Raw genomic sequence first — 23,082 nt, forward strand, 5'->3', positions numbered from 1 at the left:
TTAAGAGAACAGTAATCAAAAATATTTCGTTCTTTATTCTTCCCAATTATAAGTCAAAATCAATCATATTCTCTGCAATATCTGCAAAGGATTCTTCAGATTCAGTAAAATAATTTTCCCATATTTCCTTATCCCAGATTTCAATTCGATTAGAAACACCTAAAACAACACATTCCTTTTCTATCTTCCCGTATTGAAGTAATGTGGTAGGAATATTTATTCGTCCTTGTTTATCTATTTCGCATTCCGTTGCACCTGAAAAGAAAAAGCGAGCAAATGCACGGGCATCTTTTTTCGTCAATGGGAGGGATTTTATTTTCTCTTCAATAATTTTCCATTCACTCATGGGGTATCCAAATAAACATTGGTCAAGACCTCGTGTTAATACAAATACTTCACCGAGATCTTCTCGGAATTTGGCAGGAACAATTAACCTGCCCTTTGTATCAACATTATGCCGATATTCCCCCATGAACATATTTATCCCTCCACTTCATAACACAAATGTACCACATTCCCCCACTTTCTTCCACTATTTTTTCAATTCGCTATTATATCGTAAAATCCCTTTAAAACTTGAAAAAAGTATAAATTTTTCATCAAGTTTTGATTGATAATTATCTCCATTTATCGACAATGGTTTTTTTTCGTCTTTATATAAATAAAAAAACTGCCCAAAAGGACAGTCGTATAAATTATAATTTAACAACGTAATGATCTCCGTTACAGTCGAATGGTAATTGTAACAATCTTTCTGGTAAATTTAATCCATAAAGGTTTAAGAAATAAAAAAGATTCCAACATCGTTCTTGTAGTCCACCAAACGGGTGAAGTGATCTTTCTATTCGGTCATATTTGCTGAGAGTAACGTCATGCTTTGTTTTCATTGATTCTTCTATTTTTCGCTCCAAAAAATCTAGTTGCCCCTTAACAAAGTGGCTATTTTTCTTAACAATTGTATTAAGTCCTTTATCATAACGGATTATTTCGTCAGCAACTTCTTGATACTGGTCTTCGATAGTCTTTCTAGCAGCCTCAATTTTTAATTGTAATTCTTTATTTCCTAAAGATTCGATAGCTTCTTGCTTTTTTTGTTTTGTACCATGTAATAATATACTTTTCAACTGTAAGTTTAGTTCATTGATGTCACTTTCAATATTTCGTTCTAAAAAAGTAATATTAATACGTGGAAAGACTGGAGGAATTTTTAACCCTAACAGCTCAAAACATGTTTTTAATTCAGCCCAATAAGCAATTTCACCTGGTCCTGCGATAAATGCAATAGTTGGAAATAAAAACTCCTGCATAATTGGTCTTGTTACAACATTGTTACTAAATTTCTCGGGATTCTCTTTAGCCAATTGTATTAGTTCTGTTTTCGTAAATGCTTTCCCGCTTCCAACGATGAGTTTATTTTCCTTGTCGTATCGTAATAAATTCCGCTCACCATTTTCTTCTAAAAACAACTGGCACACCGTATCAGAAGTATCAATCATTTTTTGATAGCCTAATTTCGTTAATTCTTCTTGCTTAAGTAGTAATTTTTCAGTAATTTGTTCACCATATTCAATTAATGTTTGAAAATATGTACGTTCGATTTTTCTTAATTCTGGATGGGCTGAATCAATAAATAATAAACCATCTTTTTTGAACAATTCGTTTGCTACACTAATAAAAAAGTCGGTATATGTATCAGACTTTTCCAAACACTCATCAAGTAGTTCTAATATTTCGTTTGTATAATTCGTCTCGCCAAAAGAAGCAATAATATCTTTATACCAGTCTTCTAGATTCACTTTATCAAATTTAATTCTAGAAACCATCTGCTTATCCGTACGCATTTTTTGTCTGAATTTTGATTTTACGAGAGCCTGTTTTTCCAACTTATAAACATGGTTAACTTCTTGAATATCATGATCCTCACCAGCAACCCAAAAAATCGGGACAACTGGTTGATTTAGCAATTGCTCTTGCTTTTTGGCTAGTAAAATAATGGAAATCATTTTATGTATGGAGTATAACGGCCCAGTTAATAGACCAGCTTGTTGACCACCAATAACAACAACACTATTCTCTTTTCCCAATTTATTAAGGTTGTTTTCAATTTCTTTTGTCACTGAAAACTTTCCCATAAACTTTCGAATATGTTCCGCAATTTCTTTACGCGGGAAGATTCTATCCATTAATTCTTGATAACGATGAACAATATCCTCTTGTTTTTGAAATGAGTAATGAAAAAAAGAACTTTCTCCATCATTTACATACCGATGAACTAATTTATTTTTTATATCCAATTTCATTTGCAGTAATTCCACGTTGTAAATCTCCCCTTCTAAAACTATATACATAGTTATAATGTTTTTAAAGAAAATACGGGCGTCCGAACCTTCAGGCAACCGAAGAGACTAGAGTTCGCCGATAAGAAAAAGAGTTTTTCGGCTTTGATATAAAACTTCTAGAGTCTTCCTTGTACGCTTAAGCGCACAAGGTAAAATAGAAATTGAAAATTTTTACTTTCCTAATAGCTAAAAGCAAAGATATACCGCTGCAATTTGAAAAGCCTTTTGCCCGTTCTTAAAGTCAAGAATCCGATGAAAATAATAAGACTAATTAATAAGGTTGGCAAAAAGAGAAATATTGATATAATTGTTAAAAAAAATTCAACACCGTATATTCCACCTTATGTCTCCATTCCCTTAATACTAATATACATAAATTGTAAAAAAGGAACAGATTGGCCTTTCGTTGTAGCCTTTTTTAGGAGTTCGCCAACAATCGCATCAATTTCTGTTTGTCTTCCATTTAATACATCTTTTAACATGGATGATTGGTTATTTGCTGTGCTTCTACAGATCGTAATAACCCGTTGAAGGGCAGAATCACGATTAGACACATTTAATACGGTACAAACTTCATTAAAAACCATCTCGAATAGCTGAAAGAAAAAACGATTCTCGATTAATTCTCCATTCTCCACCTTTAAAATGGCTGTTAACGGATTAATAAGCGCATTCGCAATGAGCTTCTCCATTAGCATTTCTTCATAGTTATGTTCGAATAAAATGGGAAAGTTATCTGATTGGAATCGATGAATTTGATCTAAGAAAAAATTTCCATCCCACCGATAAACAGCAATTTTTGTTTTACCCATCCCAGTATGATGAACATTCGTTTCATTTAATTTAATTGCTCCATGTTCAACAACTCCAAGAAGAACGTTTTTATGTGGAAGACTATCAATTATCGGTAAATGACCAATACCGTTTTGTATAAATAAAATTGGAATTGACAATGGGATTCTCTTTAACAGAGGAACAAGCTTTTGTAGATGATATTGTTTCACAGCGATAATGATTAAATCTTCCTCCATCAAGCTTCCACTCTCTTTAGCTTGAATACGAAGGTTTTCTTGTTTTTCTTGATAAGTTATAAAAAGCCCCTTTTGATTAATCTCTAACGCCTGCTTTTCTGTTCGACAGTATATTGTTACGTGATGACTTTTACTTAAATAACATGAAAATAGTAAACCTATTGCACCCGCGCCAATAATTCCAATTCTCATTTGTTCCGCCACCCATTCTTTTTTCCTAGATTCATATTATCAAAAAAATACGTTTGTGACACGAAAAAGGAATTAATGAACTCGATTATTTTCATAATTTTTATACAACACCTTACAAACTACTAAACCTAGAAGAAATTTTATCGCATGTGCCCATGTACACGAAAAAAAGCCTTTCCATATGAACTCATATGAAAAAGCTTTTAAAAATTACACTGGGTATACTGGATGCTTTCTTTCAGAAAAGTGTACATTCTTCGTTTCATAATAATCAAATCGTTCAATTAAAACATTTCGTAATTCATTCGGCTCAACAATATCGTCGATTATTAGTTCTGAAGCGAGCGTATAAATATCTATATGTTCTTTATATTCATTTTGCTTTTGTTGAATAAATTTATATCGTTCTTTTGAATCCACAATTTCATTAATTTTATTCGAATATACCGCATTTACAGCCGCTTCAGGACCCATAACCGCAATTTGTGCAGTCGGAAGTGCAATACAGACATCTGGTTCGAAAGCTGGACCGGCCATCGCATAAAGCCCTGCACCATAAGCTTTCCGAATGATAACTGATATTTTTGGTACAGTTGCTGAGCTCATAGCTGCAATCATTTTCGCACCATGTCTAATAATTCCCTCTCGTTCTACTTTCGTACCAATCATAAAGCCCGGAACATCTGCTAAAAACAAAAGAGGGATATGATATGCATCACATAATTGTATGAATTTTGCCGCTTTATCGGCAGAGTCAACAAATAATACTCCTCCCTTTACTTTCGGTTGATTTGCTATGATACCAATGACCCTTCCATCAATCCGTGCCAAACCGGTAATTAATTCTGGTGCAAATAGCTTTTTAATCTCAAAGAAACTTTCCTTGTCAATAAGAGTATTAATACAATCGTACATATTAAAGGGAGCATTTTGGTTAGTAGGGATTATTTCCTCTAACGTTTTTGTACTTTCTTGCGGAATATATTGATTCATCTTCGTCGGTTTTTCTGTGAAATTTTGTGGAAAATACGTTAAATATTTCTTTGCAACTTTTATCGCCTCTTCCTCATTTTTCGCTAAATAGTCACCACAGCCACTCACCGAGCAATGCATCCGGGCTCCACCCATCTCTTCAAGACTAACTTTCTCACCAATTACCTTTTCAGCCATTCGGGGAGAACCTAAATACATGGATGCATTTTTTTCAACCATAATAACAAGGTCACAAAATGCTGGAATATATGCTCCGCCAGCAGCAGATGGTCCAAATAGCAAACAAATTTGTGGAACCATTCCACTCATTTTTACTTGATTATGAAATATGCGTCCAGCTCCCCTACGATTCGGGAACATTTGTAATTGATCGGTAATGCGAGCACCCGCTGAATCGACTAAATAAAGAAACGGAACTTTTAATTTCATTGCTGTTTCTTGAATACGAATTATTTTCTCAACCGTTCGCGCACCCCATGACCCAGCTTTTACAGTCGAATCATTTGCCATCACACAAACAGTTCTCCCATTTATTTTCCCAATTGCACATACGACACCATCAGCTGGTAAATCACTATTTTGATAGTTTGCAAATATCCCATCTTCTTGATAAGAACCACCATCGAAGAGTAGTTTTAAGCGTTCTCGTACAAATAATTTATTTTGTTCTTTTAACTTTTCATGGTATTTTTCATTTCCACCTTTTAAAATAATCTCATGACTATCCCTTAATTTTTTTGAAAGACTCATTCTTCAATCTCTCCCTTATCCTTTATCCTGTGCATTATTTACGCAATCGTTATTATCATATCTCCTTCATTAACAAAATCTCCCTCCGTAAAATGGACTGATTCAACCTTACCAGCGTGTTCACTTTCAACGGGAATTTCCATTTTCATTGATTCTAAAATCACAACCACTTCGCCTTTTTCGACTGTATCACCAACTCCGATTAAAATTTGGAATACTGTCCCTGCCATTGGAGCAATAACTGTTTTCATCTTCATTCCCCTTTCTTGAGATTTTTTAAAAGATTCGTATCATAAATTCCTGAAATAAAGTCCTTATCATTTAATATATCTAGAAATACTGGAATATTTGTTTTTATCCCTTCAATCGTAGTTGTATTAAAAAATTCATTTGCATTATGTAGACATTCTTTTCGAGTAGCTCCTTTAAATATCACTTTTGCCAACATCGGATCATAATAAGGGGTCACGGTATTTCCTTCAACATATCCTTTGTCAATACGGACCCGTTTCGTATTACCCCACTGTAATTTAGTTATTGTTCCTGGAGAAGGGTAAAAGTTTTTCGGATTTTCCGCGTAGACACGAAATTCAATCGCATGACCATTTTTTTCTATAGACTCTTGTTTCATTGGTATTGGATTTCCTTTAGCAACTTCGATTTGCCACGCTACTAAATCAATCCCTGTAATCTCCTCTGTAACAGGATGTTCCACTTGAAGCCTTGTATTCATCTCGAGGAAATAACAATTTTCATCAGTATCTACAATAAATTCTATCGTTCCAGCATTGATATAAGATACGGATTTTGCCGCTTTAATAGCATATTGATATAACTTTTGCTTTCCCTTTTCTGATAACCGGAACGCAGGTGTTTCCTCAACAACTTTTTGATTTCTCCTTTGTACAGAGCAATCACGCTCATACAAGTGGATTATATTACCATATTGATCACCAAATATTTGCACTTCTATATGACGAGCTTTTTCTATAAATTTTTCAATAAAAATTTGATCCGAACCAAAATACATTTCCGCCCGTGATTTTACAGACGAATAGGCCTTTTTCAAATCCCCTTCATCTTGACAGAGAACCATGCCGATACCTCCGCCCCCACCACTTGCTTTAAGCATAACAGGATAGCCAATTTCATCTGCTAGGGATATTGCTTCATCCATGTTGCTAATAACATTTTCTGTGCCTGGCACAACTGGAACACCGGCTTCTTTCATTTTTTTCCTCGCTGAAACTTTATCACCCATATCCGCTAATGTTTCCGCTTTCGGCCCAATAAAAATCATACCCATTTGACTAATTTTCTTTGCAAACTCACTATTTTCCGATAGCAAGCCATACCCGGGGTGAATGGCATCAACTTCTAATGATTTCGCAAGCTGAATAATCCGATCAATTTGTAAATACGAATCCTTTACTGGCCCGGGCCCGATATTTTTAGCAACTGTTGCCTCTTTTACGAAAGGAAGATCCTTGTCAACATCTGAATAAATTGCTACTGTTTCAATTCCTAGTTTCTTGCAAGTTTTTATGATTCTTTCTGCTATCTCTCCCCTATTTGCAATTAATATTTTCCTCATAACTACACCTCTCAATTAATTTAAGTAGGGAAATTTTTGCATACGTTCTTATGTTGTAGGCGCTCTCAAAGTTTGTTATCTTTCTAAAAACAGAAAAATTAGTGAATGAATAGGTGGAGTTCATTCTCCACCTATTTCTCTTTAACTACATCTAAGTTTCCGTTTGTATCCATTTGAAATTTCATTTTTAAATCTTGTTCATCTTCCTTCAGCGCAAGTTTCCTAGCCTTTTCCATTATAGATAGTAACGATAAATAATCATCTTTTAAAGAACTTATTTCCTTCTTTAAATGTTCATTTTCCTCTACAGCTAATTGAAGTTTTCTTTCTAATCGGTTACACTCTTCTCTATATTTAGCTAACTGTTCATTCGAAGCTGCATAATACTCCTCTTGCTCTTTCATACGACGTAAATATGACATCACCTGTTCTAATGTGAGATTTTCGTTTCTAATCTCTTCATTTTTTTCTTCCTCAATATATTCCCTTACTATATCTTCTTCCGATTTTCTCTTAAGCTCCTTTCTTTGCCGCTTTGCCAACTCAATGCCCGTTTTATATTGTTTTCTCACTGAAGAATTCCACCGAAAACCACAAGCAGCAGCTGTCCTACTTAATTTTTTCCCCACTTCTTCAAAAGCCTTTAACTGGGTGCTCCCTTCTCTTATATGCCTTAAAACTACTTCAGCTAAAAGCAAATCCTCATCTTTTGACCAAGCATCTTGGCGAACTGTTGTCATCACGTTCCCTCCCAATCTAAAATCATTTCCTATGTGATAGATTTTTGTCCTTTCGTTCAATAGAAATGAAACGACATTGTCCATTCATGTTCTAGATTCTCAATTTTGTACTGACTAGAACAGAATTTATTAAGAAATTGTTTTCGTAATTATATATATGCACATAATAGAAACGATAGACTTCTTAATTAATCTATTAAGCAGGTCCACATGGGGAGAATTTCCATAATATGATCATTTTTTCATGTAAAAAAGCCCTGCTAAGAGAATGAATAAAAATAATCCCTTAAAGAGAGCCATAAAGAAAATTCAAAACGCATAAGCCTGACGAAACGAAGAGCGTAGTTTTCCGAAAAGAAAGAGGGTTTTTCGGCTTTGATGTAATGCTACCAAATCCTTTCCTTATGCGTTTATGTGTATAGTTATGTAGAAATTTTAAAATTAGTACTTTTCTAGAAGCAAAAAAAAAGAGCTACATTATTTATGTAACTCCTTTTTCTCAACTTTATTTGTTGATAACTTCTTTACCTTTATAAGTTCCACAGTTTGGGCAAACATGATGGGCTTTTTTCATTTCACCACAATTTGGACATTCTACCATACCTGGAACTTGTAATTTAAAATGTGTCCGGCGTAGACGTTTTCTAGTTTTAGATGTTCTTCTAAATGGTACAGCCATAATTCCACCTCCTTAAAAGGATGAACGTTAATTCGTTGAGTCGTCTTTTTTTAAAAAATTTGCTAAATTAGCAAAACGAGGATCTATTTTATCCTGCTTCTTTTCTTGATCATCTTGAACAAATTCCCAATCTTGCCCAGGATTGAAAAAAGCGGATATATCATCTTCCTCATTATAAACTTGCATAGGAATTTCTAGCAATATTAATTCTTCAATAATGGGTGTTAAATCAATCATTTCCCCTTCGATTAGATGTAGATTCAGTTCAGAATTATCCTCATATTCATTAAATTGATACATGAAGATTTCCGTACTACGAATATCTAATGGGAAATGGACATCTTCAAGCGTCCGTGAACTTGGCAAAATCAATTCACCTTCTATATGTAAGTAAAAAGTTACTTTTTTCGAATCGATTTCCGCTGTTCCAGAAACGCGAATAGGTGAAACAGACTGAATATTAGAATCCCGATCTTTTAGAGAATCTAAATTAATCACTTCGTTAAATGTCAACCCTTTATTTCGGAATTTTTGCAATTGAATCATTGACCATTTCATACAATCACCCCAAGGCAACAAAAGTAATTATAGCCCGCAAATAACCTTTTGTCAATATTTTTTCTTTACAGTCTTGCATGGAACTCAAGAATTATTCATAATAAACATAACATATAAAAATGCATTTTTCATTTAGTATTTGCAAACGATCCATGTTTAATACGTACATGAATTATCATATGGGAGGAACTATGATTAGTGCTGGAATTGTTGTTGAGTATAATCCTTTTCATAATGGTCATCTATATCATTTACATCAAACCCGGAAACAAACAAATGCAGATGTCGTTATTGCTGTAATGAGTGGACATTTTTTACAAAGAGGAGAACCTGCTCTTGTTTCTAAGTTTGCCCGAACGAAAATGGCTCTTCAAGCAGGTGTTGATCTCGTTGTTGAATTGCCATATGCATTTTCCACGCAAAAAGCGGAAATCTTTGCCCATGGTGCAATTTCAATTTTATCAAGTCTTCAAACTAATTTTATTTGTTTTGGTAGTGAGTCAGGTAGTTTAACTCCTTTCTATAATACACTTCATTTCATTGAAGACCATAAACATCAGTATAACGACGCTATAAAAAAATTTATGAACGATGGGTTGAGTTATCCTAAGGCAGCATCTCTCGCCTTCCGTTCGATAGCAAAAGAAGAGCCCTTACTCGATTTATCTAAGCCGAACAACATTTTAGGATATCATTACATAAAAGCATTACATCGCTTAAAAAGTTCCACTCTTCCAATTACAATTAAGAGAGTAAATGCTGAATATCACGAGCCTTATTTATCAACAAGTACGCAAATTTCCAGTGCAACAAGTATTCGAAACATAGTATTACAAAACGACTCATTAACAGAAATCAGGAGTCATGTACCATATACTTCTTATGAAGGACTACTGCATTATAAACATATTTATGGTAATTTTGTTCAGTGGGAAAATCTTTGGCCATATTTAAAGTATAAATTACTTCATAGTGAACCTGAAGAACTTAAAGAAATTTATGAGGTTGAGGAAGGGATTGAGCACCGACTTATTCGTTATTGTAGAGTGGCAATCAGTTTTTCAGATTTTATGGAGAAAGTTAAAACAAAACGGTATACATGGACTCGATTACAACGGGTATGTGTTCATATTTTAACCAACACAAAAAAAGAAGAAATGAAAAAGCGGTGCAATCATCCTGAGTACATTCGAGTTCTCGGATTCAATGAGAAAGGAAGGAAATATTTAAAAGAAAAGAAACACAAATGTAGCCTTCCAATCATTTCAAAGTTATCACAAATAGACCAGAGTGCTATCCGTTTAGATGTAAAAGCGAGTCATATATATTCTCTAGCTTTTAATAATCAGATAAGTAAGCAAATCATTAAGGAAGAAGCAAGCTGTCCACCAATAATCGTCTAATAACAAATTACGGGAAGGTATCGATTAACCTTCCCTACAATTACTCATTACTCTTTTTCTAATGAAGATAAGTACTTAAGGGCGTCATCAAAACTGTCGATAGGAATAATTTTCATATTCGACTTAAGTTCCTTCGCTGTTTTCTTAGCCATTTTATAATTGGAACCCTTTTTTCCTTGTTCATTAGGTGCAAAAAATAACTCGACTCCTTCTCGGTCAGCAGCAACAATCTTTTGTTCGATTCCTCCAATTGGTCCAACTGTTCCATCCGGCGATATTGTGCCAGTACCTGCTATTTTGTACCCTTTTGTTATATCTTCTTCTGTTAATTGATTATAAATCTCTAAAGTAAACATTAACCCTGCTGATGGTCCACCAATTTTTTCTGAATTGAAATGAACTTTAGGTTTTGTTTTAACATCTTTATCTTCTACTAATGTGATTCCAATTCCTGGTTTATTAATTTCCGGTATCATATCAACCGCTATTTTTTTTGTCATTTTTTTGTTATTACGTAAGAATGTAACGTGAATCTCATCTCCAACTTTTTTACTTTGAATATAGTTAGTGAATTCAAGAGAAGAATCAAAGGTATGCTCATCAATAGCAATTATACGATCACCAGGTCTCAAAACATTACTGGATGGCATATCATCTCTTACACTTAACACATAAATGCCATTCATTTTGATATTAATATCTTTACCAGCTTTTTTAAATGCGACTTGCAATGCGTTTTCTTGTGAATCTTCCATATAATATAATTGCCGTACTTGATATTCTTCATCCGTTTCATTTTTCATACGAATTACTTCTTTTGGCTCTAACACATAGTATTTGTTTATTTTTGTCATTAGATAAGAAATAATATTTGCTTCACCCATACGAACAGTTGTTAACATTAACTCCCCTTGTTCATCATATCCTCCTTCTACTTCGATAATTCCATCTAATGACTCAGCCATCCCTGGTTTCATAACATAGTACGGTAAAGTATAAAAATTTAAAAAAAGAAAGGTTAAGAATAGAGCAGAAATTATTGTTAGTCTTTTTTTCACTTATGTAACTCCTTCCACGAATCAATTAATTGTTTAATTTTTGGTACTTCCTTTTTTGCTGATTCTTCCCCTAATAAAATTAGTTCTCCGATGTCATTAAAGGAGTACGAGCTATATTTTTCGACAGGAGGTTTAATATAAATATCAGATTGATATGCACGTGCCTCTGCTAACTCCACTTGCAAAATATCAATACTTTGCATAATTACATCATAAATATTTACAATTTGTGCATTTCTATTTAGACCAGCAACATCAACCGCAATAACTAAATCTGCCCCCATATCTTTAACAACAGAAACAGGAACTCGGTCACTAACTCCACCGTCAACTAACAAACGATCTTGGTAATTCTCTGGAATAAAAACACCCGGTATGGCTATACTTGCTCGAACTGCCTCAGCGATTGGTCCCTTTTGGAAAACAACTTTGTCGCCAGTATAAATATCGGTTGCGATGATAGATATTGGTAAACGACAATCTTCAATATTTTTATTAAATGTGAATAGGCGGATAAATTCCTTTATTCTGTTACCCGTTATAAAACCAAGTTTTGGTATCGTAACATCGATAAAAAATTTTCGTTTAAAGCTTTGCGATAATTTAATCATATTATCAATCGTTTGTCCCGAAGCATAAAAGGACCCAATAAGAGAACCAATACTACTCCCTGCAATCATTGAAATAGGAATATTTTCTTTCTCTAAGACCTTTAGAACACCGATATGAGCGAGACCTCGAGCACCTCCAGATCCTAATGCTAGACCAATTTTGGGCTCTCTCACATGATTCTCCCCTTATTTTATATTTTTTTCATGTTCCCTTAATTGTAATATGACAAGTTAATTAAAACGATACGAAGAGCTTTTATTTTATGTTCGCAAAGTTTTATCAAAAATGTTTTGACAACTTGTTGAAGTAAAGAAAGCTCAGGGACGCATAAGCCTGGCGAAACGAGAGACTACAGTTCGCTGAGTTTATCGGCTTTGAAGGAGCTGCTAGAGCCTTCCATATGTGCTTATGCGTATAGGAAAGAAATAATTGGTGAAATTTATACTTTCCTATTCGCTAAAAAATTTATTCTTTTTTATAAAACTACTTCATACATTTATGGAGAAGGTGGACATGCACAAGTTTATTGAAAATTACTTTATATAGTTATTGTATTTTTATGGTATTCATTTTAGCACATTATGATTAAGGATAAGAAAAAACTAGTATATTTCTACCGAGTACTTTTTTCATCATAGAGTATTAGATTGAAATTTCGACCTGTTTCTTAAAAGGAGGGAAATTTTTGTTTAAATCTAGATTAAAAACGATTGTTCTGGCAGTATCTGTTATCTTTTTAGCATTTGCTCTTATTTCCCATCCAAAAGAAGCTTTAAAAGCATCACTAAAAGGATTACATACTTGGTGGGAAGTTGTATTCCCATCCTTACTTCCTTTTTTTATCATTGCTGAACTATTAATTGGATTCGGAGTAGTGAAATTTCTCGGTGTTCTATTGGAACCGCTAATGAGACCAATCTTTCGTGTACCTGGTGTTGGCGGATTTGTTTGGGCAATGGGAATGGCTTCCGGAAATCCTGCAGGTGCTAAATTTTCTGTCCGATTAAGAAAAGATGAGTTAATAAGTCAAATCGAAGCAGAAAGACTTGTCGCCTTTACAAGCTGTGCTAATCCCTTATTTATTTTCGGAGCAATCGCTGTCGGTTTTTTTCAGAACGCTAGGTTAGGAATGATATTAGCCATTTCTCACCATGTTGCGAATATATTTGTCGGTTTAATTATGCGCTACCACGGGAAAGACAAACTAGATAAAAAGGTTGAAAACCAAACGTTCTCAATTAAAAATGCATTTAAGGCAATGCACGAAACAAGAATACAAGATAAGCGGCCTTTTGGGACATTATTAGGTGATGCAGTAACATCGTCAATACATACATTACTGATGATTGGCGGTTTTATCATTTTATTTTCAGTGGTTAATACCTTACTATCTTTAATGAATGTAACCGACTTTTTAGCAGTTTTTATTAATCATCTATTTTCAATATTATCATTACCAGAGTCATTTAGTATTCCATTTATTTCAGGTTTATTTGAAATGACGATTGGAAGTCAATTAATAAGTGAAGTTGAAAATGTGGAATTGTTAAAACAAGTCATCGTCGTTAGTTTTATGTTAGCTTTTGCCGGATTTAGTATACAAGCTCAAGTCGGAAGTCTGCTTTCTCAAACCGATATTCGATTCCTCCCCTTCTTTTTTGCACGGATAATACAAGGAGTTTTTGCATCAATCATTACATTAATCATATGGAAACCACTTTACGAACATAAATTAATAGGAAATATAGAGATAATTCCTGTCTTTATGAGTAAAAGTGAGAATTCATATTCAGATTTGTTTACAACACTCACTCATTTTGGTCCATTAATTACACTTCTCTCACTTTTTGTTTATATCATTGTGTATGGGAAAAGGATGATATACAATAGGTAATCGGACTTGTTCATAAAAAAACTTCATGTCAAAGGGATATCGCTTATCACTTGGCATGAAGTCTTTCTTATTTATAATTGTTTAAATTTCTGTTTTAACGCATCATTTACAACTGATGGTACAAGATCAGAAACATCCCCATGATATTTCGCTACCTCTTTAACAATACTCGAACTTAAAAACGAGTAACTGTTATCAGTCATGATAAAAAATGTGTCAATATCTCGGTCAAGTTTACGATTCATTGAAGTAATTCTCATTTCATACTCGAAGTCTGACACTGCACGTAAGCCACGAAGAATTGCTTGAGCATTAACACTTCTAGCATAGTCAATTAATAGGCCATTAAATGAATCAACAATAATATTTGGTATATTTATTGTGGATTCCTGGATTAGTCGAAGTCTTTCCTCGGTTGTAAACAAATTTGATGTTTTTTCTGAGTTATGTAAGACACAAACATAGATTTTATCAAAGATATTTGAGCCCCGCTTAATAATATCAATATGTCCATTTGTAATGGGATCAAAGCTGCCAGGGCAAACTGCGATACGTTCCATTTGCTCTCCTCCTTATCTCCACATATAAAGCGATATGTTTATCGTTCCATAGTTTTCTTGTCTGATTCGTATCAAATCTTCTACAGTGTTCGGTAACTCCTTTTCCTTTGCATGTTCACAAATAATTACACCATTTTTGTCCAATAAATCGCTTTTATGAATATTAGCCAAAATATAAGTATATACATCTTTTTTATACGGTGGATCCAACCAAATAACTCGAAATTTAATTTGCCGTTGAGCGATTGTTTTAAGCGCTCTTTTCCAATCATTTCGGTAAATTTCTGCCTTCTCTTCAAAATGACATAACTCTATATTTTTCTTAATTGTTTGGATTGCTTTTGTATCGTGGTCAATAAATAGGACTTTTTCTAATCCTCTACTAATCCCTTCAATTCCAAGACCACCGCTGCCCGCAAATAAATCAAGGCCATATCCCCCTTCAAAGTATGGACCAATAATATTGAAAACTGACTCTTTTACCTTGTCAGTGGTAGGCCGCGTACTTTCACCAGGAACTGCTTTTAAAATTCTTCCTTTTTGAATCCCAGATATTACTCGCACAAAATCACCTTTATTTTAGATTTTACGTTACCATCCTACCATAATTTTTAATAAATGACTAATTGATACGACCAATTTCCACTTAAATTATATGTAATAGATGATTTGAGAATCGAGATGATTTTACTATCGTAAGGAAATATTTTTTGTAAAATAATGTATAAGTAGGACAAATATGGTCATACTGTAAATGACAACATCAAACGAAAGATGTTGTTGCCAACCGCGGAGAAGACTTACGTTTCCCCATAAGTTCTTCCTCCGGTTTCTCCTCTCCCTTTGCCTTCACTCATGAAGAGTTGGAAGGAGCCCTGCAGAATTATCTGCAGGGTTTTTTTAGCTACTATTGGGAAAGACTGTTAGGAAGTAGCGTGACCTCACAACCGAAAAACTTTTTCCGGTGTACTTTAGGTTTATCTTTCGCTAAGGGCTCGAACTCTCTCGTTTTCTTTATCACATTAATCTTTATTACGTATAAACGAATACTTCAATAAATTGCTTTAAGAAAGCAGTTTAATATCATTAATAACATAAATAAAAGATATAATCGGTATAAAAGCTCCAGTTAGTTGGATAGCCGATGATAAAAAAGACTATCTATTAGCAAAGAGTTCACTATGAAAAATCAACCACAGTAACTCAACACTAAAAGATAGCCAAAATGAAAAAGTTTAGAAACCAATTTTATAATCATATTCTTTTGCTTTATCTGGCTTTGCATTATCGAAATCAGTCTTTAAAAAAGGGCGGTAAGATGGTTCAACCATTTTTACGAAAGATAAATTTTTTATTTTGTTCATAACAGTTTCACTTTCATCCATATTACAATATAGAACAACATATTTTAGTCGTTTTGAAATATAATGAATGTTCCCATACTTTCTTAAATTTTTTGCCAGCTTTATATTGTGTAACCAGACGATTAATCCTTGTCTTTCTCCGATCATAGCGCGTCTCCTATTTAAATGTTTTCAATATAGTTGAATTTTATGCACTACAGCCACAACTACCCCCAGTGGAACACCCACCAGACGATTTTGTCTCAAAAAACGGACTTCCAGTCGCCACTTTAACACGTTCGGACACAGACCGACCGATGAGTAAACTAATTTCATCAAGAAGTTGTTGCAAAGCATTTTCAGCTATTTTAAATTTGGCCACATTCTCGTCTAAGTCCATTTCTCTTTTCGCTAGACGAACCTCAGTCATAATTTTACTATAGTCTGGATGATAGCGTCCAAAACGCTGTACTTCCTCATATTGCTCCTTCAACTTAACAAATTTTTTTATCTTTTTTTGTGTTTCTAAGTCGGTATTCATTATATATAAACATTGGCGGTATTCATCCGCAATATCACTTTCTATTATCATTTTAGCTAAAGTTTCAGCATGATCAATGATTTCAACTGATTCTAAAGTAGCAAACATATTTGCACCTCCACAATATATAATATCATAATCATGTATAAAAAAGGAATCACTACGGTTTATATTTAAGATGCTATTTTTTGTGCAAAGATCATCTATATGTTTTAAGAGAAAAACATGAAAAATACAAAAAACTATCCCCGTATTATTAAGGATAGCAATTATTGGGTTTGGTTCATTGACTGAAGCATAGATAACATCATTGAGGCGAATTGAACACCATTAGATACTTTATCAACGCGATCCGGAAACGTCTTTTTATAATATTTGAATGCCGCCTTTTCAAATTCTTTAATCAAAGTTGGATTCCTTGATAAAGTTTTATACCATGCTGGTTCCATCCGAAGATAATGGACAAACTCTCTTTTCGATTTTATTTGTTCATAAATATCTTTTCTCATTTATTTATAGCCCCCCTGTTAATCTTTTCGGAATAAAAATGGATTTCTTCTGTCACTAACTGGTAAAGTACGATTCATTTCTTCCTTTTCTCCATTGTTTTTCAATTGTCCTAATAAGTTTTGTAAAGATTCAATAGCCTCACTCATCTGTCCCAAATAATTTTGTAGTTGTTTCATATCCATATTTTTTATATATAGCAAAAGTTGGTCAATCAATACATTTTTTGCTTCCTTTATTTGTTCTTGTTCGTTTTCTAATTTTGACTTTTCAAAAGTTCCATTAATCCGATACTTTTTCCACTTTGGATCGTCTTCTCCTAATAAATACCATTCTTCAAATAATTCTTGCCATGAACCTTCACCATTTTTTACTTTTTGTATTAACTTTGGATGTTTTTTAACAAAGTTTTTAAACTGTTCAATGGAAGGATTTTTCTCTTTAGCCATTTTTCTCACCCTCTTCAGATCTACTTACTATAAACTATGTCTAGGCGAAGGAAGGTGAAACTAAATTTAAAAAGGCCACCTCGAAAATTAGCAACTCGTAGCAAAAATTGTTACAAAAAGTGTGCCTAATTTCAAAGTAACCTTTCATTTTACTCCCATGACTTTTCAAGAAAGTTTTGTGTATAGTACTTTTGATAAACTCCAACTCCAATATGAGTAAAGTCTTTATTAAGCAATGTTTCACGATGTCCTTTACTATTTAGCCAGCCACTGACAACAGCGACACTGTCTGTATATTGAAAAGCAATATTTTCACCAGCAGTTTCATAAAAAACATCGTGCCGTTTCAATCGATCAGCAAGGTTTCCATACTTATCTGAATTATGGGAGAATGTTTCCGTTTCATACATATCCTGACTATGTTCATACGCCACCTCTCTTGTATCTTCATCCCAAGTTAATTCAGGAACATCATAGTTTGTACGAACTAAATTAGTTAATTCATAAATTTGTAATTCACTTGCGGCATCTGCTTTAGCCCATTCTTCTGGAGTTAATTCTTTATAGTCTATTAATTTTCCACGATAAGTCATATCATAAGGCCGTTGTTGAATTAACGTATTCCCATCCATAAAACGAATAAAGATTAAATTCCCTTCAAAGTGATCAAAATATAATTGGGCAAAAATATCACCAAAAGAAATTAACGGTTTAATATTGATATCATCTTCAAATAATTCAAATCGATAAACCCCATTATCATTAACGAACTCAACTTCAGGTTGCATGTCCACTTTTTTATAAACGGACTCTAAATTTTCTCCAATTTTAAATGGGTAAGTATCAATCTGCTCACTTGCAACTGTAATCGTAACAATCTTATTATTTAATACTCCTACCATCAAATAAAAATCTTTCTTGTTATAAACCCACCAAGTATAGCCATAATAAGACGGTTCCTGCCGTGTTGGTTTTCCAAACTTCTTTTGAAATGTATTAATTGATTTACCGATGTATGTAGAAATACCCGTCGTAGGTCGTTTTTCTACATTACTTTTCTCAGGTGAATCTTTTGCTGGCTTCAACTTTTCATTTTCTACTATCTCTTTTTTATTTTCTATTAATACTGGGTCTTTCGTGTAAAAAAGATTAAACGATATACCAATAACGAGAATACCAGTTGCAATAAATAATATCCTAATTAAATTTTTCAGAGGCCTCTCCCCCCTATCATGTAGATTCTATTTATTTTAAATTATATGTTATAAATTTTATAATAGAATGATTACTAGCATTTTACTCCTCTTTTCTTTTTGTTTTTTGCACTCCCTTTATTTAATTTTCAATTTATTATAACACTATTCGAATCGTTTTTAAAAGGAGCTGATAGCTTCTGTCGAGGTTTTTTGCGATATGTATCACAAAATTTCCCACAACTTAGTTCCGGCTTAGCAGCTCCTACAATAATACTAATTCATATATTTCTCACTTGAATGGTCCTCCGAAATTTCCGCTAATGCTGTTTTCGCTTGATAATCAGTATTTTCATTAACGGCAATATCACCCAAAGATATCATACCAATTAATCGATATCCATCATCTACAACAGGCAGACGACGGATTTTATGTTCTGCCATTAACTTTGCTGCTTTATAAACTTGGTCATCTGTAGTAACGGTTATTAAATTTTTCGTCATCACATCTTCTACTTTTGTTGAACCTGGACGTTTTTCAGCGTAGCCCCGTAATACGAGATCACGATCTGTTATAATCCCTATGATACGATCTTGATCGACAACGGGTATCGCACCGACATCAGCCTCTTTCATTTTCACCGAAACTTCGTAAACATTATCTAACAGTGTACATGTTTCTAACTCTGTCGTCATTAAATCTTTAATCTTTCTCAAAAAAGTTCCCCCTTTTAAACTATTTTCTCAAGATTATGTTTTCCCATGTTTTTCACGATATGCAATAGACATCAATTTTCAAATAAAACAAAATTAATGAAATTTTATTGCAACTCCTCTTTAATTCATCTATTATTATAAGTAAGGGTATTGTAATTTCCTGATTGTAAATGATCATTTTTTCAGGAGGGGAAACTATGCGATTTGAAAACATAGGGTTAGAACAAATCCAGATTGATTTAAATACGTTAGACGACATTTTACCAGAATACGGTTTAATTCGTGCTGGACAGTGGGATTACGAAAGAGTTACATATGACAGAAAGATTGTTATACAAGATAACGTTTACTACTTAAGGGTTCAAGGGTACGCAGTTTCAGGTGATGTTGGAGCTCACGAAGCTACTATCCAGTTAATGATACCGATTCTAGGGAAATATTATTACCCACACGGTGTAGAATATGGTGAAGATGAGAATTTCCCAAAGGCTTTAGTCAAACAGTGTAAAGAAATTCTGACAGCTATAAAAGAAGTATTGGAACCGTTATCAGAAAGTATTGAGGCCTAATATATGAAATAAATGTATTTCATCAATAGCATTACATGCGTAAACATACTAACATTAGTAGCACAGACCAAGGCCATGGTTTGTGCTACTATTTTCATAGTAGAAGTGAAGGAAGGTCGAACAGCCTCTAGGACCAATAAAGAGTCCGTATCAAAAACAGACCAACTTCACAACCTTATTTGAATCAGTTTAGTATGTTGGGTCCTTGAGATCGTGTATAAGAAAATGGAATCGATAAGGTAATGTGAAGACTTCTATGGTTGACTAAAAAGGAGAAAATAGAATCATGAAACATGTTGTAGCCTTAGATGTGAGTATGGGAAAAAGTACAATGGTCATTTACAATCAGTATCGTCAATGTGAAGTAGAAAAAGAGATTGAACATAATCGTCCCTCTTTTGAACAACTTCATAAAACGCTTCAAACACTAACTTATCAAGATGGACAACCACCTGAAATTGTCTTTGAAGCAACCGGTGTATATTCCAAAGCATTGGAACGATTTTTTCAAGATTATGATTATACATATTGCCGTATTAACCCACTTGAAGCGAACTTACAAATGGCTTCGATGCGCCGCCAAAAAACAGATAAAGGCGATGCACATGAGCTAGCGAAATCGCACTTTCGAGTAGAACGTGAACAGACGTATCAAGAAGATGAATACTACCAACAGATGCGTGGGCTCACACGTTACTATGATGAGTTAGACAGTGAGATTACGCACTTATATAGCCGTTTACACGCTATCCTTCAATTGAGTTTTCCAGAATTGGAACAGCTATTTACGAAACGTTCTGCGCTGTTTTTGAATATCGTACAATTGTATCCACATCCTGATGAAGTGTTAGCCCATTCAAAAACGGTCATTCGCAATCGATTAAAGGCAAACACACGAAAAAATTTGTCTTTAAAACGAGCAGAAGAGAAAGGAATCGCCCTCCTTGAAGCCGCGAAAACTTCCTATCCAGCCATCTCAAGAGATGATGTACGTTGCGAACAAGTCAAAGATTACGCAAGACGCATCGTAGACTTAAAAGAGAGGAAAGAACAGCTTGTAAAGCAGATGGTTGAGCTTTCTAATGAGCGCACAGAATATCATGTACTTCTATCATTTCCAGGAATAGGGGAAACAACAGCTGTTCGAATCATTGGTGAGTTGGGTGATATCAGGCGTTTTAAAAATCATAAGCAGTTAAATGCCTATGTGGGGATTGATATTATGCGTTATCAGTCAGGTAATACCCATTATAAGGACAAGATTAATAAAAGGGGAAACAATAAACTACGAAAAATTTTATTCTTTATGATTAAAACGATGATTACACTACGCCAAAAAACAAAGAATCATCTGGTGGAGTATTACGACAAATTAAAAACGCAACCTCTGAGAAAGCCTCATAAAGTTGCGTCAATTGCTTGTGTGAATAAGTTCTTAAAAGTAGCATTTCACCTTATTGCACACAACATTACCTATGATTACGAAGCAGCATCCACCTGTTCGTAAATGGTTTAATTAACTATAACATACTTGACCTTGCGAAAAAAACAAAAAATCGTTAGGTCTTTTTGGCATTCGCTAAATTTATGATTGGAGGAAGGGGGTACCCCCTTCCTCCAATCATAAATTTAATTCTTAAAAAGTATTGTAAAAGTACTTGACTAGAGGTAAGAAAGAGGCTGTCTGAAAAATGGATTTCCTAAAAAATGTGATAATCAAAAAATGTTGATATATCAAGGTTTTGAAACATGAAAAGGGGCATCCAAAAATCAAAATACGACTTTTTGGATAGCCCCTATCTTCATTTTAGTTTATTATCGCAAGCTTGATTTTTCTTCGCTAAGTTGGAGGATTTTCGCATCACGTGCTCAGTCAAAGCCTAAAAAATAAACTTATTTTATAATCCTAAAATTGCCTTTATCAGTGATGTAGTTTCTCCTCCAGGATAAAGAATATACAATAATATGTATACCGCTACACCTGTAATTGCAGTAAAGAACCATATAATACTCGTAATCGGACCTATTTTTCTATGTTTATCCAAGATGTTTTTCAATCCAAGCCATATTGTCCATACACCTAATACTGCACCTACTGTAGCTAATGTAATATGGAATATGAGAAAAATAGTATAGAAAATTTTTAGATGTTCTGGTCCTCCAAAAGAAGTATTTCCGATAAAAACGGTTCGACTTGCATAAATAATGAAAAAGATACTTGCAAAAACTGCCGCTGTAATCATCATTTTTTTATGCTTTTCAATCTTCTTTTGTTTAATATATGCCCAACCTATTGCGACAAAAATGGCACTAACGACAATACATAATGTGCTTATCGTTGGTAAAAGGTGAAGATTTTCCATTTATATACCTAACTTTCTTTTTAATTTTCTTTCTTATTTGGTTATTTTAAGTAGTATTTCAGAAGTCAAAATTTGTTCCCTTAGTTTCTTCCTGCTGCTCTTTTCGATACCACTCCATTAATATTCTGTATAAGATTACTCCATAGATTAACTCTTGTAAAAATTTCATAATAACGCCACCTGTTTGTTGATCATAATGGGCTGGCATCAGGTTAAACATTTCAGGTCCTGTTAAGTTAAGATTTGGAACAATGTCGGATGGCACACATAAATGTAAAGACTGAATCCATAACTCAGTGTTCGTATATGTTTCAAACATTGGTGTCTTGCTAAATATAATTAAAGCACAAGCCGGTGTAATGAGAACACTATCTGCAAATAAGTAGGCAACCTTCTTTAATCCTGATAATTGATTTTCACGATCCATCCGGTTGACAAGTGGCCACCACATGAAGATAGCTAATAAAAATAGAATAACTGTGTAAATACTATGATACCATACATTTGTTTTAACTGTATCAAAAACAATGGGAATATGATAAAGTGAAAAAATCCCGTTGAAAAGAACTAATGCGATTAATGGCTTCGTAAAAAAACGAAACATTAACTTCATCAAACGAAATGATAGTATTCGCTCCCACATCCATTTTGGAATAGCCCTTATTAAAAAATGTGGTATTAGCAAATATAAAAAAGCCATCTGGATCATATGAAAAGTAAACATTAAATGTCCTAACAAATCAAGTGGTGATCCTTTAATTATGTAGATAAATAATATTGATAGGATGAAAAGCGATGCCTCTTTTTTTGTTAACTTCTCTCCCCCATCAAATAGGTGACGTTTTTTATAAGCAAAATAAAAAAAAACACAAGTAATCATCAATAAAAAAAGAAATAAATAAGGACTCCACAATGCCCGAAATCCAAACTGCTCCAATTTAAGCAACATATTTCCACCTCGGTCATGCTACTTATAACTTATTATACAGATAGTTCC

At 33.8% G+C, this 23,082-nt stretch carries 25 protein-coding genes; 4 read left to right on the plus strand and 21 right to left on the minus strand.

Going from position 1 to position 23,082, the window contains the following annotated elements:
- Positions 1-46 precede the first annotated feature (46 nt).
- From mraZ to BN2144_RS16465, 9 genes are all read right to left on the minus strand, one after another.
- Positions 47-478 (minus strand): division/cell wall cluster transcriptional repressor MraZ, encoded by a 432-nt coding sequence (mraZ, locus tag BN2144_RS16425; protein ID WP_033829313.1) that lies wholly within the window; start codon positions 476-478, stop codon positions 47-49.
- Between the two features lie 217 nt (positions 479-695).
- The gene (bshC, locus tag BN2144_RS16430; protein ID WP_033829314.1) at positions 696-2,315 is read right to left on the minus strand and encodes a bacillithiol biosynthesis cysteine-adding enzyme BshC; all 1,620 of its coding nucleotides are present in this window, start codon (positions 2,313-2,315) and stop codon (positions 696-698) included.
- Between the two features lie 365 nt (positions 2,316-2,680).
- On the minus strand, positions 2,681-3,562 hold the full coding sequence (locus tag BN2144_RS16435) for a 2-dehydropantoate 2-reductase (RefSeq protein ID WP_033829315.1): 882 nt from the start codon (positions 3,560-3,562) through the stop codon (positions 2,681-2,683).
- A 210-nt stretch (positions 3,563-3,772) separates the two neighbouring features.
- Complete coding sequence (locus BN2144_RS16440) at positions 3,773-5,305, minus strand: acyl-CoA carboxylase subunit beta (protein ID WP_033829316.1); 1,533 nt, start codon at positions 5,303-5,305, stop codon at positions 3,773-3,775.
- A gap of 38 nt (positions 5,306-5,343) precedes the next feature.
- Positions 5,344-5,556, minus strand: coding sequence for an acetyl-CoA carboxylase biotin carboxyl carrier protein subunit (locus BN2144_RS16445; protein WP_033829317.1), 213 nt, complete (start codon positions 5,554-5,556; stop codon positions 5,344-5,346).
- A 2-nt stretch (positions 5,557-5,558) separates the two neighbouring features.
- Complete coding sequence (locus BN2144_RS16450; RefSeq protein ID WP_033829318.1) at positions 5,559-6,899, minus strand: acetyl-CoA carboxylase biotin carboxylase subunit; 1,341 nt, start codon at positions 6,897-6,899, stop codon at positions 5,559-5,561.
- A gap of 131 nt (positions 6,900-7,030) precedes the next feature.
- A complete protein-coding gene (locus BN2144_RS16455; protein ID WP_033829319.1) occupies positions 7,031-7,639 on the minus strand; it encodes an RsfA family transcriptional regulator in 609 nt (202 codons plus the stop codon).
- 505 nt (positions 7,640-8,144) lie between these two features.
- Positions 8,145-8,318 (minus strand): 50S ribosomal protein L32, encoded by a 174-nt coding sequence (rpmF, locus tag BN2144_RS16460; protein WP_033829320.1) that lies wholly within the window; start codon positions 8,316-8,318, stop codon positions 8,145-8,147.
- A gap of 27 nt (positions 8,319-8,345) precedes the next feature.
- Positions 8,346-8,876 (minus strand): YceD family protein, encoded by a 531-nt coding sequence (locus BN2144_RS16465; protein WP_033829321.1) that lies wholly within the window; start codon positions 8,874-8,876, stop codon positions 8,346-8,348.
- Positions 8,877-9,028: 152 nt separating this feature from the next.
- On the opposite strand from BN2144_RS16465, the gene BN2144_RS16470 reads away from it, so the two are divergent.
- Positions 9,029-10,279: a nucleotidyltransferase gene (locus BN2144_RS16470; RefSeq protein ID WP_230199760.1), complete on the plus strand. Its 1,251-nt coding sequence runs from the start codon at positions 9,029-9,031 to the stop codon at positions 10,277-10,279.
- Between the two features lie 47 nt (positions 10,280-10,326).
- Here BN2144_RS16470 and BN2144_RS16475 read toward each other — a convergent pair whose 3' ends face one another.
- Complete coding sequence (locus BN2144_RS16475; RefSeq protein ID WP_033829323.1) at positions 10,327-11,337, minus strand: SepM family pheromone-processing serine protease; 1,011 nt, start codon at positions 11,335-11,337, stop codon at positions 10,327-10,329.
- Positions 11,334-12,122 (minus strand): patatin-like phospholipase family protein, encoded by a 789-nt coding sequence (locus tag BN2144_RS16480; RefSeq protein ID WP_033829324.1) that lies wholly within the window; start codon positions 12,120-12,122, stop codon positions 11,334-11,336. The genes BN2144_RS16475 and BN2144_RS16480 overlap by 4 nt, the downstream gene beginning before the upstream one ends.
- A gap of 512 nt (positions 12,123-12,634) precedes the next feature.
- Here BN2144_RS16480 and ylbJ point away from each other — a divergent pair.
- Positions 12,635-13,843 (plus strand): sporulation integral membrane protein YlbJ, encoded by a 1,209-nt coding sequence (gene ylbJ / locus BN2144_RS16485; RefSeq protein ID WP_033829325.1) that lies wholly within the window; start codon positions 12,635-12,637, stop codon positions 13,841-13,843.
- Positions 13,844-13,914: 71 nt separating this feature from the next.
- Here the strand turns inward: ylbJ and coaD are convergent, their stop codons facing one another.
- From coaD to BN2144_RS16525, 8 genes are all read right to left on the minus strand, one after another.
- Positions 13,915-14,403 (minus strand): pantetheine-phosphate adenylyltransferase, encoded by a 489-nt coding sequence (gene coaD / locus BN2144_RS16490; protein WP_033829326.1) that lies wholly within the window; start codon positions 14,401-14,403, stop codon positions 13,915-13,917.
- 12 nt (positions 14,404-14,415) lie between these two features.
- Positions 14,416-14,967: a 16S rRNA (guanine(966)-N(2))-methyltransferase RsmD gene (rsmD, locus tag BN2144_RS16495; protein WP_033829327.1), complete on the minus strand. Its 552-nt coding sequence runs from the start codon at positions 14,965-14,967 to the stop codon at positions 14,416-14,418.
- A 671-nt stretch (positions 14,968-15,638) separates the two neighbouring features.
- Positions 15,639-15,914, minus strand: coding sequence for a YlbG family protein (locus BN2144_RS16500; RefSeq protein WP_033829328.1), 276 nt, complete (start codon positions 15,912-15,914; stop codon positions 15,639-15,641).
- 40 nt (positions 15,915-15,954) lie between these two features.
- Positions 15,955-16,395 (minus strand): YlbF/YmcA family competence regulator, encoded by a 441-nt coding sequence (locus BN2144_RS16505; RefSeq protein ID WP_033829329.1) that lies wholly within the window; start codon positions 16,393-16,395, stop codon positions 15,955-15,957.
- Positions 16,396-16,556: 161 nt separating this feature from the next.
- Positions 16,557-16,796 (minus strand): YlbE-like family protein, encoded by a 240-nt coding sequence (locus tag BN2144_RS16510; RefSeq protein ID WP_033829330.1) that lies wholly within the window; start codon positions 16,794-16,796, stop codon positions 16,557-16,559.
- Between the two features lie 18 nt (positions 16,797-16,814).
- Positions 16,815-17,243 carry a YlbD family protein gene (locus BN2144_RS16515; protein ID WP_033829331.1) on the minus strand — a complete coding sequence of 143 codons (429 nt, stop codon included), beginning with the start codon at positions 17,241-17,243 and terminating at the stop codon, positions 16,815-16,817.
- Positions 17,244-17,392: 149 nt separating this feature from the next.
- Entirely contained in the window at positions 17,393-18,328 is a 936-nt protein-coding gene (locus BN2144_RS16520) for a CAP domain-containing protein (RefSeq protein WP_042338091.1), read from the minus strand.
- A 384-nt stretch (positions 18,329-18,712) separates the two neighbouring features.
- Positions 18,713-19,153 (minus strand): CBS domain-containing protein, encoded by a 441-nt coding sequence (locus tag BN2144_RS16525; protein ID WP_033829333.1) that lies wholly within the window; start codon positions 19,151-19,153, stop codon positions 18,713-18,715.
- Positions 19,154-19,350: 197 nt separating this feature from the next.
- On the opposite strand from BN2144_RS16525, the gene BN2144_RS16530 reads away from it, so the two are divergent.
- Together BN2144_RS16530 and BN2144_RS16535 are read left to right on the plus strand one after the other, a co-directional pair.
- On the plus strand, positions 19,351-19,722 hold the full coding sequence (locus BN2144_RS16530) for a YugN family protein (protein WP_033829334.1): 372 nt from the start codon (positions 19,351-19,353) through the stop codon (positions 19,720-19,722).
- A 286-nt stretch (positions 19,723-20,008) separates the two neighbouring features.
- Complete coding sequence (locus BN2144_RS16535; RefSeq protein ID WP_033826380.1) at positions 20,009-21,229, plus strand: IS110 family RNA-guided transposase; 1,221 nt, start codon at positions 20,009-20,011, stop codon at positions 21,227-21,229.
- Positions 21,230-21,620: 391 nt separating this feature from the next.
- Here BN2144_RS16535 and BN2144_RS16540 read toward each other — a convergent pair whose 3' ends face one another.
- A complete protein-coding gene (locus BN2144_RS16540) occupies positions 21,621-22,085 on the minus strand; it encodes a DUF420 domain-containing protein (RefSeq protein ID WP_033829335.1) in 465 nt (154 codons plus the stop codon).
- A 58-nt stretch (positions 22,086-22,143) separates the two neighbouring features.
- The gene (gene ctaG / locus BN2144_RS16545; protein WP_033829336.1) at positions 22,144-23,034 is read right to left on the minus strand and encodes a cytochrome c oxidase assembly factor CtaG; all 891 of its coding nucleotides are present in this window, start codon (positions 23,032-23,034) and stop codon (positions 22,144-22,146) included.
- Between the last annotated feature and the right edge of the window lie 48 nt (positions 23,035-23,082).

Source organism: Bacillus andreraoultii (assembly GCF_001244735.1).
Lineage (GTDB): Bacteria > Bacillota > Bacilli > Bacillales > Caldibacillaceae > Caldifermentibacillus > Caldifermentibacillus andreraoultii.

Excerpts from the sequence above, each read along its gene's own strand:
- BN2144_RS16535 (WP_033826380.1), top strand. The coding sequence starts at position 20,009 with ATGAAACATGTTGTAGCCTTAGATGTGAGTATGGGAAAAAGTACAATG.
- rpmF (WP_033829320.1), bottom strand. The coding sequence starts at position 8,318 with ATGGCTGTACCATTTAGAAGAACATCTAAAACTAGAAAACGTCTACGC.
- BN2144_RS16515 (WP_033829331.1), bottom strand. The coding sequence starts at position 17,243 with ATGGCTAAAGAGAAAAATCCTTCCATTGAACAGTTTAAAAACTTTGTT.
- BN2144_RS16510 (WP_033829330.1), bottom strand. The coding sequence starts at position 16,796 with ATGAGAAAAGATATTTATGAACAAATAAAATCGAAAAGAGAGTTTGTC.
- BN2144_RS16465 (WP_033829321.1), bottom strand. The coding sequence starts at position 8,876 with ATGAAATGGTCAATGATTCAATTGCAAAAATTCCGAAATAAAGGGTTG.
- BN2144_RS16445 (WP_033829317.1), bottom strand. The coding sequence starts at position 5,556 with ATGAAAACAGTTATTGCTCCAATGGCAGGGACAGTATTCCAAATTTTA.
- BN2144_RS16435 (WP_033829315.1), bottom strand. The coding sequence starts at position 3,562 with ATGAGAATTGGAATTATTGGCGCGGGTGCAATAGGTTTACTATTTTCA.
- coaD (WP_033829326.1), bottom strand. The coding sequence starts at position 14,403 with ATGGAACGTATCGCAGTTTGCCCTGGCAGCTTTGATCCCATTACAAAT.
- BN2144_RS16455 (WP_033829319.1), bottom strand. The coding sequence starts at position 7,639 with ATGACAACAGTTCGCCAAGATGCTTGGTCAAAAGATGAGGATTTGCTT.
- BN2144_RS16470 (WP_230199760.1), top strand. The coding sequence starts at position 9,029 with ATGTTTAATACGTACATGAATTATCATATGGGAGGAACTATGATTAGT.
- mraZ (WP_033829313.1), bottom strand. The coding sequence starts at position 478 with ATGTTCATGGGGGAATATCGGCATAATGTTGATACAAAGGGCAGGTTA.
- ctaG (WP_033829336.1), bottom strand. The coding sequence starts at position 23,034 with ATGTTGCTTAAATTGGAGCAGTTTGGATTTCGGGCATTGTGGAGTCCT.
- BN2144_RS16500 (WP_033829328.1), bottom strand. The coding sequence starts at position 15,914 with ATGATCGGAGAAAGACAAGGATTAATCGTCTGGTTACACAATATAAAG.
- BN2144_RS16440 (WP_033829316.1), bottom strand. The coding sequence starts at position 5,305 with ATGAGTCTTTCAAAAAAATTAAGGGATAGTCATGAGATTATTTTAAAA.
- BN2144_RS16540 (WP_033829335.1), bottom strand. The coding sequence starts at position 22,085 with ATGGAAAATCTTCACCTTTTACCAACGATAAGCACATTATGTATTGTC.
- BN2144_RS16450 (WP_033829318.1), bottom strand. The coding sequence starts at position 6,899 with ATGAGGAAAATATTAATTGCAAATAGGGGAGAGATAGCAGAAAGAATC.
- BN2144_RS16505 (WP_033829329.1), bottom strand. The coding sequence starts at position 16,395 with ATGTTTGCTACTTTAGAATCAGTTGAAATCATTGATCATGCTGAAACT.
- BN2144_RS16530 (WP_033829334.1), top strand. The coding sequence starts at position 19,351 with ATGCGATTTGAAAACATAGGGTTAGAACAAATCCAGATTGATTTAAAT.